Annotated in this window: 12 protein-coding genes and 1 pseudogene; 5 read left to right on the forward strand and 8 right to left on the reverse strand. The window is 67.5% G+C overall.

Translation table 11 applies throughout. The features are described 5' to 3' along the window. Positions 1 to 2 precede the first annotated feature (2 nt). Positions 3 to 1,352: a glutamate-cysteine ligase family protein gene (locus P3G67_RS02555; RefSeq protein ID WP_276091971.1), complete on the forward strand. Its 1,350-nt coding sequence runs from the start codon at positions 3 to 5 to the stop codon at positions 1,350 to 1,352. 588 nt (positions 1,353 to 1,940) lie between these two features. Beyond that, positions 1,941 to 2,678, forward strand: coding sequence for a class I SAM-dependent methyltransferase (locus tag P3G67_RS02560; RefSeq protein ID WP_276091972.1), 738 nt, complete (start codon positions 1,941 to 1,943; stop codon positions 2,676 to 2,678). A gap of 93 nt (positions 2,679 to 2,771) precedes the next feature. Here P3G67_RS02560 and P3G67_RS02565 read toward each other — a convergent pair whose 3' ends face one another. The 5 genes and pseudogenes from P3G67_RS02565 to P3G67_RS02585 form a co-directional block, all read right to left on the reverse strand. Continuing rightward, positions 2,772 to 3,482, reverse strand: a complete 711-nt coding sequence (locus P3G67_RS02565; RefSeq protein ID WP_276091973.1) for a class I SAM-dependent methyltransferase — start codon at positions 3,480 to 3,482, stop codon at positions 2,772 to 2,774. Between the two features lie 47 nt (positions 3,483 to 3,529). Then, complete coding sequence (locus P3G67_RS02570) at positions 3,530 to 3,967, reverse strand: MerR family transcriptional regulator (RefSeq protein ID WP_276091974.1); 438 nt, start codon at positions 3,965 to 3,967, stop codon at positions 3,530 to 3,532. 134 nt (positions 3,968 to 4,101) lie between these two features. Further along, a pseudogene (locus P3G67_RS02575) lies at positions 4,102 to 4,404 on the reverse strand (GNAT family N-acetyltransferase); the annotation flags it as partial. A 188-nt stretch (positions 4,405 to 4,592) separates the two neighbouring features. Continuing rightward, positions 4,593 to 5,831: an IS4 family transposase gene (locus P3G67_RS02580; protein WP_276091975.1), complete on the reverse strand. Its 1,239-nt coding sequence runs from the start codon at positions 5,829 to 5,831 to the stop codon at positions 4,593 to 4,595. Positions 5,832 to 6,159: 328 nt separating this feature from the next. After that, a complete protein-coding gene (locus P3G67_RS02585) occupies positions 6,160 to 6,819 on the reverse strand; it encodes a class I SAM-dependent methyltransferase (RefSeq protein ID WP_276091976.1) in 660 nt (219 codons plus the stop codon). Positions 6,820 to 7,012: 193 nt separating this feature from the next. Here P3G67_RS02585 and P3G67_RS02590 point away from each other — a divergent pair, with 193 nt between their 5' ends. From P3G67_RS02590 to P3G67_RS02600, 3 genes are all read left to right on the forward strand, one after another. Continuing rightward, positions 7,013 to 7,438 carry a hypothetical protein gene (locus P3G67_RS02590; protein WP_276091977.1) on the forward strand — a complete coding sequence of 142 codons (426 nt, stop codon included), beginning with the start codon at positions 7,013 to 7,015 and terminating at the stop codon, positions 7,436 to 7,438. Positions 7,439 to 7,651: 213 nt separating this feature from the next. Then, positions 7,652 to 7,816 (forward strand): hypothetical protein, encoded by a 165-nt coding sequence (locus tag P3G67_RS02595; protein WP_276092065.1) that lies wholly within the window; start codon positions 7,652 to 7,654, stop codon positions 7,814 to 7,816. Positions 7,817 to 7,848: 32 nt separating this feature from the next. Beyond that, entirely contained in the window at positions 7,849 to 8,112 is a 264-nt protein-coding gene (locus tag P3G67_RS02600) for a DUF4190 domain-containing protein (RefSeq protein ID WP_276091978.1), read from the forward strand. A 1,183-nt stretch (positions 8,113 to 9,295) separates the two neighbouring features. Here P3G67_RS02600 and P3G67_RS02605 read toward each other — a convergent pair. From P3G67_RS02605 to P3G67_RS02615, 3 genes are all read right to left on the reverse strand, one after another. Continuing rightward, the gene (locus tag P3G67_RS02605; protein WP_276091979.1) at positions 9,296 to 10,669 is read right to left on the reverse strand and encodes a cryptochrome/photolyase family protein; all 1,374 of its coding nucleotides are present in this window, start codon (positions 10,667 to 10,669) and stop codon (positions 9,296 to 9,298) included. Between the two features lie 95 nt (positions 10,670 to 10,764). Beyond that, entirely contained in the window at positions 10,765 to 12,270 is a 1,506-nt protein-coding gene (locus P3G67_RS02610; protein ID WP_276091980.1) for an SDR family oxidoreductase, read from the reverse strand. Between the two features lie 85 nt (positions 12,271 to 12,355). Further along, positions 12,356 to 12,877, reverse strand: coding sequence for an SgcJ/EcaC family oxidoreductase (locus P3G67_RS02615; RefSeq protein WP_276091981.1), 522 nt, complete (start codon positions 12,875 to 12,877; stop codon positions 12,356 to 12,358). Positions 12,878 to 13,632 lie beyond the last annotated feature (755 nt).

Below are 13,632 nucleotides of genomic sequence, written 5' to 3' on the forward strand. Positions count from 1 at the left end.
TTGTGAACACCACCCGGCTACAGCGCGACGAGCTCAGATCGCTGTTCGCCCCGTCGGCCGCCCCTTCGGAGAGGATCGGGCTTGAGATCGAAAGCGGCATCGTCGACCCTGAGACCGGACTCGCCGCCCCGTACACGGGAAGGAACGGCGTCAAGGCCATCCTTGAGACACTGATCGCCGAGTGGGGCGGGGAGGCGCAGCACGACGCCGGAGAGCTGATCGGCGTGAAACTGTCGGACGATGTCCTGATCGGCCTCGAACACGGCGGCCAGGTGGAGTACTCCTCCGCCCCGGCAGCCGACCTGGTCACGGTGGTGGACGACGCACGGGCCGCCCTTGAGCGCCTGTCGGAGATCGTCAAACGCTTCGGCTGGGCCCTGTTGCCCGGCGCCTACCTGCCGTTCGACCAGATCGACAGAATCCCCTGGGTGCCCATGAGCCGCGGCAGGGTCATGCGCGACTTCTTCGCCCGCATCGGCGACGCGGGTCGTGACGCCCCGAAGATCCTGTCGATGTCGCTGTGCACACAGGTACATCTGGACTTCCTCTCCCACGAGGACTTCACCCGAAAGCTCCGGATGCAGGCGGCGGCCTCACCGGTGGTCGCCGCGCTGTTCGTCAACTCCCCTTTGCAGAACGGCCGGTTGACCGGGCTGCTGTCACACCGGTCCCATGACTGGCTGTGGACGGACCCCCAGCGCTGCGGTGTGATGGGCCCGGCCCTGCGCGGTGACGTGGGCGCCGATCACATCATCGACTGGGCGTTGCGTCTTCCCATGATCTACTACCTGGGGCCGGACGGTCGGTACCAGCCCGCCCCCGACCGGCCGTTCGCCACGATCCTGGAGCGGGGCTTCGAGGACGGCTCGATGCCGACCTTCGCGCACTGGGTCTCCCACATGACGCAGACCTGGACGCACGTCAGGGCCAGGCGCACCCTGGAACTCCGCGCGGCGGACGGCCCCCCGTACCAACACATCCCCGCCGTCCCCGCGCTGTGGGTGGGGCTCAGCTACCACCCGCCGTCCCGCGATGCGGCATGGGAACTACTGCGGCAGTACAGCGTGGAGGAGCAACGCACGGCGATGCTCAGGCTGCCGGTCGAAGGGCTGCACACCATGCTGGGCGGGGATCGGATGGACGAACTCGCCCGTGAACTGGTGCGGTTGGCGCGGGCGGGGTTGCGGGCGCGGGTGGAGGCGGGGCTGGAACGTCCCAAGGCCCTGGACTACCTCGATCCACTCGACGAGGTGTTGGACACGGGGGAGACCTTCGCCGAGCAGTGCGCGCGGCGCTGGGAGACGGACCTGGGACGCGATCCGCGCCGCTACGTCGCGGCCTTCCGCGTCTGAGCCACGAGAGGGAGGCTGAATCCCGTCGGACCTGCGCACCGCGAAGGCGCCCTCGCAACAACGATGCCGTGCAAGGACCCTGCGCACGGTCGCCGCCGGGCACCCCGGCTGGGGAGGGCGCCTCGTGAGCGGTACCGCCGACCGGTCTGCTTTCTCGGCCTGAGCTTCGGCGGCCACTGGGCCGCCGAACTCCCCTTGCTGAGCCGGGCGGACGCCGCCATCGACGTGGGGTGGCCCGACGAGTGCCGTCCAGCGCGACGCCGACGACCTGCTCCGCCTGCCGTACGGGATGGCCGCAACCACCGGCAACGCGCTTGCACTTGACCGGTCGCCCGATGACGCGGCTGTCGCGCACTGGCGGCACCTGATCCAGCTTGGGCCAGAAAGTCACTTGAGCCCCGCCCGTAACGTCTCCACAACGGCCCCTGGCCGGAGCACCGGCGAACGGGTGCACATGGTCGGAGGTGACTCCCTCCGACCCTCGCGCAGCCGCCCCCAGCGCCAGCTCAGCCAATCGCGCCCGCCGCTCTGAGCTGGGATTGAGCAGCATTCGACCGTACGATCTCACTCATCGTTGAGGGGGAACTCATGGACCGTGACGTCCGCTCGGTGGATGACCTGCTCAAGCTCCTGGACAGCCTGTTCGTACCGGCAACCGACCGTTGGACGGACGGCGCCGCGACCTGGTGGGACGACTTCTACGCAGACCGTTCCAGGCCGGTGCCGTTCTTCGTGGCGAAGCCGGACGAAAGCCTGGTGTCGTACCTGGACCGAGGCCTGATCGCCCCGGGCCGCGCCCTGGATCTGGGCTGCGGCCCAGGCCGCAACGCCGTCCACCTGGCATCCCGTGGCTTCCAGGTGGACGCTGTCGACCTCTCTCCCACAGCCATCGAATGGGCCGAGGAGCGCGCCCGTGAAGCCGGAGTCGACATCGGCTACCACTGCGGCGATGCCTTCGCGCTGACCGGCGAGCTGACCGGCCCGTACGACCTGATCGTCGACTCGGGCTGCTTCCACCACCTGCCGCCGCATCGACGCATCAGCTACCGCGCCCTACTGGATCGCTCCCTCGCACCCGGTGGCCATCTCGCCCTCACCTGCTTCGCGGCGGGGACGATGGGTTGCGAACTGGCCGACATCGACCTCTACCGCGAGTTCTGCCTGCACGGGGGACTCGGCTATTCACGGGATGCCCTGCGCTGGATCTTCGCCGATCTCACGGAGATCGAACTTCGTCGGATGCGCGACGAGCCTCCCGACTCCGAGTGTTTCGGCGAGCACTTCCTGTGGGCGGCCCTGTTCCAACGCGGTGGTACGGGCGCTTGACCGGTCGGTTCGGGAGCTCGCCGCCAGGGGCGGGGCCGCGCCTGTGTTCCCCACGTGGCGGATGAGGAGTCCGCTGGAAGCGACGGCAGCCGCTCAGTTGCGCCGATGCGCGGCGAGGAAGACCTGGTCGAACTCCTTGTACACGCAGTCGACTTCGTCGAATCCCGCTTCGCGCAGCCAGGCCAGATTACCTTCCAGCGTGAGTTCGGCGAACCGCGCTCCGCCGGGTGCGTCCTCGTGGACGTGAGCGCCGTGGGGGTGGCCGGAACCCCGGGCGTAGAGTGCGGCAAGTGGAGTGCGTGACGATGACATCACCACATCCAGCACCAGGTCCAGGTTGAAGAACCAGCCACCAGGACGCAGCAGCGAGTGCACCTGACCGTATACCCGGCGAACGGCGTCCGGATCACCCAGATTGTGCGTCGTGAGCGAAGACACCACCGCATCGAACGGCCCTTCAACCTGCTCGATCCACGTAGAGTCACGCAGGTCACAGCGTCGATAGACCACTCGCGGGCCGAATTCGGCAAGTACGCTCGTGGCCCGGTCGAGCATCGGGGCGGAGTAGTCCTGGAGACACACACCGGCTTCCGGGTACTCGGCGAGCACTTGCCGACTGAACTCACCGTAGCCGCCCCCCAAGTCGAGGACCCGCGGGTGGGGCGAGTCCGCCAGCGGCAGCAGTGACGCGGCGCGCCGCAGTCGGAGTTGGCGACGTTCCCCGTCGGAAGCGACGTAGTTGGTCCACTGCTCGACGTATTCGGGTGACTGCCAGTCGTGTTGGGTCTTGACGTTCTCGGTCATGGACACTCCTCGTCGTAGGGATGGGACGTGGCGCCCATTGCAGCGGCTCAACCCAAGTTGAGTGCAACACCGTGTGCCGTGTGGCTGACCGAGCTCCCGTTCCCAGCGATCTCTCGGCGTAGCTCAGGACATTCCGCCGCGGGGTTGTCGCGGGGGCAGGACAGCAGGTGGTTGAGGTAGCCACGGGCAGTACGCAGCTGCTCCAGTTGGTTGTCGATCGCCGTGATGCGATCGGTGACGATCTCACGCCAGTCGCTGGTACTGGTCCGCCCGCGGAGTACGGAGTCGATCTCGTCCAGGCTCATCAGGCCGGTCGACTGCCACAGTCGAATCAGCGCGATGCGGTACCGCTGGTCCGCGTCGTAGTAGCGCTGCCCGGACCGCCGGTGCGCGGTGATCAGCCCACGGCGTTCCCAGTAGTGCAGGGTTGACAACGCCAAACCGTACTGGTCCGCTATGTCGCGGATCCCGATGAGATCGTTCATGGACCCAACCTGACCTCACTCGGGCACGAGTGACAAGGACCCAGGCCACCAAGCCTGTTGGGCAGGGCCGTTGCTGCCTGACCAGCCGCGCACCGGCGTTGGACGAGGCCGGGTTCCGAAAGCCCCCGGCCGGGTCAGGAAAGCCGCAAGCTGATCCAGGGGATGGTCTCCCCGGGCAGCAGGTAGCGCTCCACCTCGAAGAACCCATGCTTTTGCGCGAACCGCAGCCCGTCCACGTTGGAGGACAGGACCACAGTTTCGACTGCTTCCGCGCCAAGCTCTCGTGCTCGTCGCAATCCCCGTGCATAGAGTTCCTCGCCGAAACCGCGGCCGCGGTAGTCAGCCAGCACACGGGCTATCACGGTGGCGATCGTTGTGTCCGCCGTCGGCGGGCGGACGGTACTACAGCCCACCAGGGCATCCCCTAGATACAATACCGGTGACTTAGTGATCTTTTCGGCGGCTTGGTGTGGTCTTGGTGGGCTCGACGGTCGTGACGGTCGGCGTGTGGGGTCGTGGCGGGTTGATGTGCTCGGGGCGTTTGAGTTTCCAGTTGGCCATCTTGCGTTTGATCACGCGGGGGTTGGACCGCAACCGTCGCGGTGGCAGCAGTCGTTCACAGACCTCAGACAGGCTCTGGGTCAGTGCCCGGGCGAGTCGGGAGGGGGGAAAGCGCCGCCTGGCCGGTGACGTGGCGGCGGACGACGCGAAGGGTGCGAGTGAAGGAGATCCGGTCGGGATCGCAGCCTTCATCCCGCGCGGCCTGGTGCATCAAGTCGCGTAGCGCGTGGTGGATCAGCAGGAACGCGAAGATCTCCTGCTCGACGCCTGTCGGGTGTTGGGAACGCAAGACAAGGCGGGGACCGCCCTGGTGGGTCTTGATCTCATCCAGCGTGGTCTCGATCTCCCACCGCTGGGCATACAGTGCGGCCAACTCGGCTGCCGGTGCGGCCTTCGGGTCCAAGATGGTGGTGATCAGCCGGTAGACCGTGCCGTCGGCGGCGGGGCCAAGGGTGTACTCGATGACCCGGACGGTGATCGGGTCCGCGCGGCGGTTCTTGTCCCGGGCGGCGACGATCTGCGACAGGTACGAGCCGTCGCCAAGCGTCCGCACGACCGGCAGGACCGCGCTGTTCTTCACCCGCCACAGCAGGTCGGCGCCGGTTGCGGTGGCAGCCCGCCACAGGTCGAACCCCACGAAACCCCGGTCGGCCAGCACCAGCATTCCTGCAGCCAGATGGTCGAACAGGCACCGGGCCAACGCGGTTTCGTGCACGGCCAGCGGACCGGCTTCAGCGGCGAAGACCGCATGGGTGCCGCACTCGACCAGCGCAGCCACCCGCGCCTGCGGAAACGCCCCCCGCTTCTGCCCGCGCGAGGATCCCGGACGGCCGAAATAGGCGTCGTTGGCCTCGGTGTCGGGCACGTCGAAGGTGGTGCCATCCACTGCGACCAGCCGCCAGCGCCGGTACCAGGCCCCGACGGTCGCCTCGGTGGCCACCGGCCGGCACACCCGCGCGAACAGCACCTTCAATGGTTCGGATCCCAACCGCAGCCGGGCCCGGCCGATCGCCCCCGTCGATGGCACCCGCCACGTCCCCTCCCACCGCCGCTCGTCTTGGAGCCCGCAGGTGAGCAGGCGCGCGACCTCCTCATAGCCCTGTCCCGAAAACAGGCACATCGCGAGTACGAAGTACAACACCACCCGCGCGGGCAGAAGCCGACGACGCTGCTCGACCCGCCCGCATTCAGCGATCACCTCATCGACCAACTCCGGCGGGAAGGCACGTGTGAGCACACCGAGCGCGATGCGATCCGACAACCGCTCCGTCGCGGATGACTTCACCTGTCCGGGCCTTGGCACACCACATCCAACGACCCAGACCGGCCAAAGTCACCGGTATTGCCCCTAGATACGCGACTTCAAGGTGGTTGCGCTGGGCGCGTTCCCTTACCTCGTCCATGGACAAGGTGTGGGTGGGAATGATCACGTTGTGGACATACCGCCAGTCTTCGAACTCGGCGTCACTGTCCGGCTGCTCGATGCGGAGGTCAGACATCGAATCAGAAGACCTGAATACGCCTTGGGCCGTCAACTCCTTGTCGGCAGGCAAGCCATGACAGTGAGGAGAGCAATGCTCGACCCTCAATTGGTGACGTAACCCGTTGGGCGTTTGGAACCGCGTTTGTGCTCAAGGCCGTTGTGGTTTGTGAGCCAGAAACGTACCGATCCTCCTCTTCGCTCCTACTTCGGGCTCCTGCACCAGTTGTGCGGTGACGGTGAGACCGGCCCGGGTCAGCAGCTTGACGATCCGGTCTGGCGGCAGCAGATGGGACTCGTAGGACACCGGATGGCCGCCGTACGCATGGGTCGGGCGTAGATGCTCGTCGTCTCCCACGTAACCGGCCAGCATCAGATGACCGCCGGGCGCGAGCGTGCGATGGAACTCGGCGAACACGACTGGCAACAGCTCGGGCGGGGTGTGGTGGGTGGAGTAGTAGGCCAGGATGCCGCCCAGCCCGTCGTCCTGGAGCGCCAGCGCGGTCATCGATCCCACTTTGAAGTTCAGGCTCGGATGGTCCTGCCGGGCCAGCTCGATCATCTTCGCGGACAGATCGATGCCGAACGCGGACACCCCCGTATCTGCGAGATACGCGGTGACGTGACCGGGCCCGCACCCGAGGTCCGCCACCGGACCACGGTCAGTCGTCCGAACGCCTTCGGCGAACGCCGCGAGCATCGCGCGTGACAGCGGATCCAGCTCCGCCGGGGTCTTGACCAGTTTCACGTAGTCGGCTGCGACGGTGTCGTACGACTCCCGGACCGCGGCCAGGTAGAAGGGCTCGATCACTCGGGCGACTTTAGAGGAGGGCCTCGGAGCACTCAGCCGCGCGCCTCGGCCCGTTTGAACTGAGCCAGGCAGGGGGGTGATCGGGTGGCCGGAACTTTCCGACGGGCGAGGAGCGGAGGAGTGGCTTAGCCTGGTGTTTCCGGGCTGCCTTGCCGGTCGGTAGGGGCGGTACCTCAGCCGAGGGAGACGAGCCATGCCTGGTCGCACCGTGCTGCGTTCCATCCTCGCCTTCACAGTCGTCGCCGTGCTGTCGGCCGCGCGGCCGCTGGATTCGGGCCCGACGATCCGGCTGGAGGACCTGTCCCAGCGTGCTTCGGTGCGCCCGAGCACCTTCCAGGTGACCTACCACGTGGCCCTCACAGGTCTGCGTTGGAGGGGCTGGGGTGCCCCGGTGGCCGTCAGCACGGGGACCTTGGACATCAACACCTGCCAGCCGACCTGCGCTGGAGGTCGTTACCGTCTGCTGCGCAACGCCGAGCTTCAGGTGCGCGGAGTGCGGATCGACCAGGGACGCCGTTTCTACCGGCAGTACCGCGTCACGGGGCCGGCCCTGACAGCGGCTGACCGCCTCGCGTACGCGCACTGGACCAACGCGTACGTCCCGAGCGACTTCCGCTAGCCCGCGAATGGGAGCGCCGTGGGGACCGGGCGCCCAACGGGCGCCGCGGACAAGCAGGTTGGGAATCGGCCCAGACACAACGGCCGACTTCGCGGCAATGTGAGAAAAGGCACGCGGTCCGCGCACACATGCCCGTTTCCAGTGGCTGCGTCCGGGCAACCGCGAGAGTGCGCGCGTCTTTCGACACATCCCTACCGAGAACTGAAGAGGGGTATGGAGATGCTCTTCCTCGTTGCCGCGCTCACGCTGTTCGGTGTGTTGTTGGGCGCGGTTGTACACCTGCCGTTGCCCGCCATTGTTGCCATCGCGACCGTCATCACCTGCTGGCTGGCCGTCTACCTCGTGCGCAGGCGGCAGGCTGGCGATCGAGGTAACTGACCCCCGGATCCACGTGAGTTCAAGGAGAGAGTATGGACACCGACGCTCCCGTACGCGACCGTCCAGCCTCCAGGCAGTATGCCAACAGTATGGCCGCCGCGTCGTTCATCTTCGGGTTGGTCGGCATCCTGGTGTTCAACGTGCTGTTCGGTCCCTTCGCCATCGTCCTCGGCGGCCTGGCGCTCATCCGGGGCACCCGCCACCGAACCCGTGCCTGTCTGGGGCTGGGTCTGGGCGTGGTGGACCTGGTGATGCTGGCTGTTCTGACTTCCGCGGACCACACGGTGAGCTGGTAGTCGATGTCACCCGGCCAGCGGCCGCAGGACAAGCCCCGTTGCCCGCGGGGCCGTGGCGGACAAGGGAACGGCCACCCGGCGTACGGGGGAAACCGCCGGGTGGCCTACGACGTTTCTGCCCGACGAGCACGCTGATATGCCACCGAGCTCTCCGAGGGCGGGACACACTCGTGCGGTCAACCTGGGCCCGCCCCACCTCGACATCAGCGACAGCGGAACCGGTGCCCCGCGGCGGACCTACGGGAGTTAGGGATGATGCGCCGGGTCCAGGGCACGCGTCCCCCGGGCACCGCAAGCGTGATGAATCCGATCGCCGGCACAAGGAGGACCGTTCATGCAGGCATTCATATTGCTGAGCATCCCGCTGATCGCCGGGGTCAGCGCAAGTGCGTGGGCGGTTGCCGACCGTGGCGCCGGCAACACCTCCCGCCGACGGCTCCCTCGGGGCCAACAAGCACGGTAGCCGAAGGTGTGCTGCGTCTCGGCCACCCCTCGTTGGCAGTCTTTCGAGTGAATCAGCACATGTGCGGGGTGGGCTGGGACAGGGGAGTCGGTGAACGCACACCGCACCGATGGAAGGGAGTTCGTCATGGGTGCCGTGGAAGCACGGGTCGCCGTGGTCGGCGTGCTCAAGCCGGTTCTCGGTAGCCCCTGCCTGAGCGGCTGAGCCTGCGGCACAGGGGTACTGTCCACGGCACCAGCCAGATTCCGGTAGCCGATGGCTGGTGATGCGGGCGGCACCGGCGGTGCACCGGCACGGGTTCTCATCCAGTGACGTGCTGTCAGCCATGCTCGCAGTAGTGCGGCGTGGGAAGTCGTTGTGGCCGAGAGGGAGTGATTCTTCGTGGACGTGAAGATCCGCAGGCTCATCCTCTGTACGGGGGTACTGGGCGGTGTTCTGGGCGCCGCGCTCGCAGCGCTCTCCGCGGGAAGCGGGTACAGCATCGTCTTTGGCGCAGTGCTCGGAGTGGTGATTGGAACCGCCGCGGTCCTCCAGCGGAGTGAGCATGGTGGCGCACGGCGACGTCCTGCTTCGCGATCCGTGCGGTCCCTCCACATTCCGCGGCAACACATCCGGCCGACGCACCGCTGACGAAGGCCCCTTTCGGGAGGGCGGGCCCTGCCGAGCGTAGTCGCCAGGGCCCGCACGTTGTTCGGGAGTGGGGACGCCCATGTCGTCGGCTCAGCCGAGTCCTCGGAAGTGTTTGAACCGGGCCAGCCCTTCGGACAGGTCAACGACGGGCTCGGGGTAGTCGTACGCGGCGCGCTCGTGGGCGGGGAGTCTCCACGGCTCGTGGACGGAGGGCCCGGGGAGTCCGGCCAGTTCGGGCAGCCAGCGGCGGACGTACGTACCGTCGGGGTCGTACCGCTTGGCCTGGGCGAGCGGGTTGAAGATCCGGTTGGGTCTGGTGTCAGTGCCGGTCCCGGCCACCCACTGCCAGTTGAGCTGGTTGTTGGCGATGTCGCCGTCCACCAGGAACCGGAGGAAGTGGCGGGCGCCGACGCGCCAGTCGACGTACAACGTCTTGGTCAGGAAGCTCGCCGTCAACAGGCGAACACGGTTGTGCATCCAGCCTTCGTGCCGCAACTGCCGCATGGCTGCGTCGATCACGGGATAGCCGGTGCGGCCCTCCTTCCACGCGGTGATCTCCTGGGCGGCCTCGTCCTGCGACCGCCAACGATCGTTGCGCGGGCGGTAGTCGACAGTCGCCGCCTGGGGCCGGGCGGCCAGCACCTGGTAGTGGAAGTCGCGCCAGGCAAGCTGCCGTTCGAACGCATCGGCTCCCGGACCGCGTACGCGGCGGGTGCGGTGGACGAGTTCGACGGCGGAGACGGTCCCGAAGTGCAGATGGGCTGAGAGACGGGACGTGGCATCCCCCGCCAGGTCGTCCTGGTTCCGCGCGTACTGGGCCAACTCTCCGCGCAGCCATGCCGTCAACCGCTTCCGCGCCTCCGTCTCGCCACCTGACGGCAGCCGCTCCGCGACTCCCGGGACATCGTCGCGGGAGGGCATCTCGTCCGAACCCACATGGTCCGGTACCCGTACCACGCGTGGCGCCCCCAACACATCACGCAGCGGCTGCCGCGCCCAGTGGCGGTGGTAGGGCGTGAAGACGGCGAAGTGGTCCGATGACTGCGGGGTCACGGCTCCCGGCGCGACCGCCGTGACCACGCTGTCGTGGCTGTACAGGTGGCGGCCGCGCGACTCAAGCGCCTCCCGTAGTCGTTCCTCGCGACGCTGGGCGTACCTGGTGACCCCGGCAGCCATGTGCACCTCGTCGGCATCGGCCTGGGTGACGACGTCGCACACCTGCGCCACGACATCGCCGTGCCGTACCACGAGGCGACCGCCGCGCCTGCGCAGCCCCGCGTCGAGATCCGCCAGGCAGTCCGCGAGGAACGCCCGACGGTTGGGGACGGCGAAGCCGATGTCGATGATGCCGTCATCGCAGACGAACAGCGGCACGATCTCCCGCGCGGAGTCCAACGCCGCGCGCAGCGGTGGATGGTCGTGCAACCGAAGATCAGAGGTGAACAGCACAACTGAGACGTTCAAGACGCCACTCCTGGACTGGATGGAGGACGAACAACCGGTCCGATTTCCCTCGCCGCCCGCCGCTGAGGAGCCGCCAGAGGGGTACCCGGGGCTTCCTACCCACGGGCTGTGCCGTCTTTGGCGGCGGTGCGCGCGATGTTACGCGCCATTCCGCCGAACACCGCGGTGTGGAACGGTGCGATGCTCCACCAGTACATGTGGCCGAGAAGCCCGCGTGGGTGGAACAGCGCTCGCTGCCGGTAGAGGGTGCGGCCCGCGTCGTCGCAGCCGGCGTACATCTCCAGCCAGGCCAGACCCGGCAGCCGCATCTCGGCACGCAGGCGCAGCAGTCGGCCTGGTTCGACTTCCTCCACCCGCCAGAAGTCGAGCGAGTCGCCGACCCTCAGCCGGGCCGCGTCGCGTCGGCCACGGCGCAGCCCGACCCCGCCCACCAGCCGGTCCAACCAACCGCGTACCGCCCACGCGAGAGGGAAGGAGTACCAGCCGTTCTCGCCGCCGACCCCCTCGATGACGCGCCACAGCGCCTTCGGTGAAGCGTCGACGTTCAGCTCACGGACGTCGGTGTAGAGGCTGCCACCGGCCCAGTCCGGGTCAGTGGGCAGCGGGTCGCTGGGGGCGCCGGGCACCGCGGCGGACGACCAGCGAGTGGCGACCTGGGCGTCGCGTACCCGTTGCAGCGCCAGGCCGACCGCGTCGTCGAAGCCGAGCGGCGCACCGGGAGGGTTGGGAACGTACCGCTGGATGTCGTCTTCGTGGCAGATGACCTCGTGCCGCAGCGACTCCACGAGCGGGCGGGCGATGGAACTCGGTACGGGCGTGACCAGACCGACCCAGTGGCTCGACAGCCCCGGTGTCAGCACCGGCACGGGAAGGATCAGCCGACGTGGCAGGTCGGCGATCACCGCATACCGTTGCATCATCTCTTGGTAGGTCAGGATGTCGGGGCCGCCGATGTCGAAGGCGCGGTTCGCCTCCGCCGGCATTCGCGCGCACCCCACGAGGCAACGCAACACATCCCGCACGGCGATCGGTTGGATGCGGGTGTGTACCCACCTCGGGGTCACCATCACGGGAAGTCGCTCGGTCAGGTAGCGCAGCATCTCGAACGACGCTGATCCGGACCCGATGATGACCGCGGCGCGCAGCACTGCCGTCGGTACCCCCGAGCCGAGCAGGATCCGTCCGACCTCGGCGCGGGACCGCAGATGTGGAGAGAGGCGTTCCTCGGGGACACCCGCGGGAGTAAGGCCGCCGAGGTACACGATCCGCCGCACTCCCGCGGCACGGGCCTGCTCCCCGAAGACGCGCGCGGCGTTCCGGTCGGTCTCCTCGAAGCAACGGCCGGTTCCCAGCGCGTGCACCAGGTAGTAGGCGACGTCGACGCCGCACATCGCCTCGGCGACTGACGCGGCATCGGTCACATCGCCCCGGACCACCTCGGTGCTGCCCACCCACGGTTGGTCGCGCAGCTTTTCCGGGGAACGGGCCAGACAACGCAGCCGGTGGCCTTCGGCTAGAAGTTCGGGGGCCAGCCGACCTCCGATATAGCCCGTGGCACCGGTCAGCAGACAGGTCAGGCCGTCCGTGCGGTCGCTTGGCATGGGCCTTTTCCTCCTGGGCGTTCTCCTGTTCGGCAGCGAGGCCGCACGCCGCGAGGGGTGTGGCGGTTGCCCGGGAGCTGTCTCGTCAGTCTCCCGCTGGCACGGTCGAGGAGTGGTGGTTGACGATCAGCCACCGGCCGCCGCGCAGCTCGTAGACGAAGGTGTAGCGCGCGTTGACCGTGCTTTTGTGGCCGTTTCCGCTGGTCAGCGTGAACTGATACAGGCCGGTGTCGATGGCGGCGGTGCGGTTCAGGACTTTGATGATTCGCCGTTGGATCCTGCCGACGGGCTTGTTCTGGAGGAAGTGCTGGAAGTAGTCGACGATCTCGGCCCGGGTGGTGCGTATCCTGGCGGACACGGTTGGCAGCAGAACGGCGTCCGGGGCGTACAGGTCGGCGACACGGTGGGCGTCGCCCGTTGCCAGGGCTGCGTTCCATCGGTCGAAGAGCGCCGCGATCTGCCCGTTGGTGGGCGATGCCGTGCTGGGTGCTACGGAGGGCCGCGCAGCGGAGCGCTGGGCGGACGCGTCGACGAAGTGCGTTGCTCCGGTGCCGGTGAGTATGGCGGCGGTGGCGACAGCCAGCCAGGCGCAGTGTTTGTGGCTCATCGAGCGGCTCCTGCCTCATCGGGGTGGCGTGGCATAACACCAGCCTCACCCGTTTCAGGCGGCTCCGCATGGCGAACGCCCGGCGCCTGGGCCGACGCGCCGCCCTTCATGCGGTGGCACTCAGCGCCCGCACCGGCTCGGCTCGCGCGTCGCGGAGAGCCGGACAGTCTCAAACGGAATGGGCTCATCTGTTTCTTCCCGCGTCCAGGGGGATCCGCCCGTTGCCGTTCGCAGGCGACGGGCGGAACCTGGGCCGCTTTCCATGGCCTGTGCCGCACGGAGAGTGTTCGCAATTTGAGGGAATCCCGATCGAAGACATGTTCCGGGAACGCGCATTCCATTGCCTGTCCGGTGGATTTCCCGCCCGCTCACCGTGGCAATTACCATTGCTTGACCTCTTGTGCGGATCGCGTTCGTTTCGCGTCTGATCGGGGCGTAACGGAGCGTGTGCGTCCACGCCTCTGCTCCGCGATGAACGTCGAGCTACCGCCGAGGATACGTCGAAGCCTGACCCGACGTGGTGTTACCAAAAGTGACGGACGATGGGCTTCCGGGGTCCGTGAAATCGGCCGGATTGCCCGAAGGTGCGGCCGAACATTTTTCGAACGGAAGGCGATAGAGGGGTGTCGCCAAGTGCCGATGATGGTTCTGTCAAGACTCCTCAAGCGGCATTGACAGTGTCATGTGGAAATTCTTAACGTCCTTAATAGATCGCCGTTTGGGGCAGCGGACGATCCGCACCGGTGCGACATGTG

The organism is Streptomyces silvisoli, from assembly GCF_029269905.1.
GTDB classification, from domain to species: domain Bacteria; phylum Actinomycetota; class Actinomycetes; order Streptomycetales; family Streptomycetaceae; genus Streptantibioticus_A; species Streptantibioticus_A silvisoli_A.

Bases quoted from the DNA above. Each gene is read 5' to 3' on its own strand.
- P3G67_RS02570 (WP_276091974.1), bottom strand. From the start codon at position 3,967: ATGAACGATCTCATCGGGATCCGCGACATAGCGGACCAGTACGGTTTG.
- P3G67_RS02615 (WP_276091981.1), bottom strand. From the start codon at position 12,877: ATGAGCCACAAACACTGCGCCTGGCTGGCTGTCGCCACCGCCGCCATA.
- P3G67_RS02595 (WP_276092065.1), top strand. From the start codon at position 7,652: ATGGAGATGCTCTTCCTCGTTGCCGCGCTCACGCTGTTCGGTGTGTTG.
- P3G67_RS02600 (WP_276091978.1), top strand. From the start codon at position 7,849: ATGGACACCGACGCTCCCGTACGCGACCGTCCAGCCTCCAGGCAGTAT.
- P3G67_RS02610 (WP_276091980.1), bottom strand. From the start codon at position 12,270: ATGCCAAGCGACCGCACGGACGGCCTGACCTGTCTGCTGACCGGTGCC.
- P3G67_RS02560 (WP_276091972.1), top strand. From the start codon at position 1,941: ATGGACCGTGACGTCCGCTCGGTGGATGACCTGCTCAAGCTCCTGGAC.
- P3G67_RS02590 (WP_276091977.1), top strand. From the start codon at position 7,013: ATGCCTGGTCGCACCGTGCTGCGTTCCATCCTCGCCTTCACAGTCGTC.
- P3G67_RS02565 (WP_276091973.1), bottom strand. From the start codon at position 3,482: ATGACCGAGAACGTCAAGACCCAACACGACTGGCAGTCACCCGAATAC.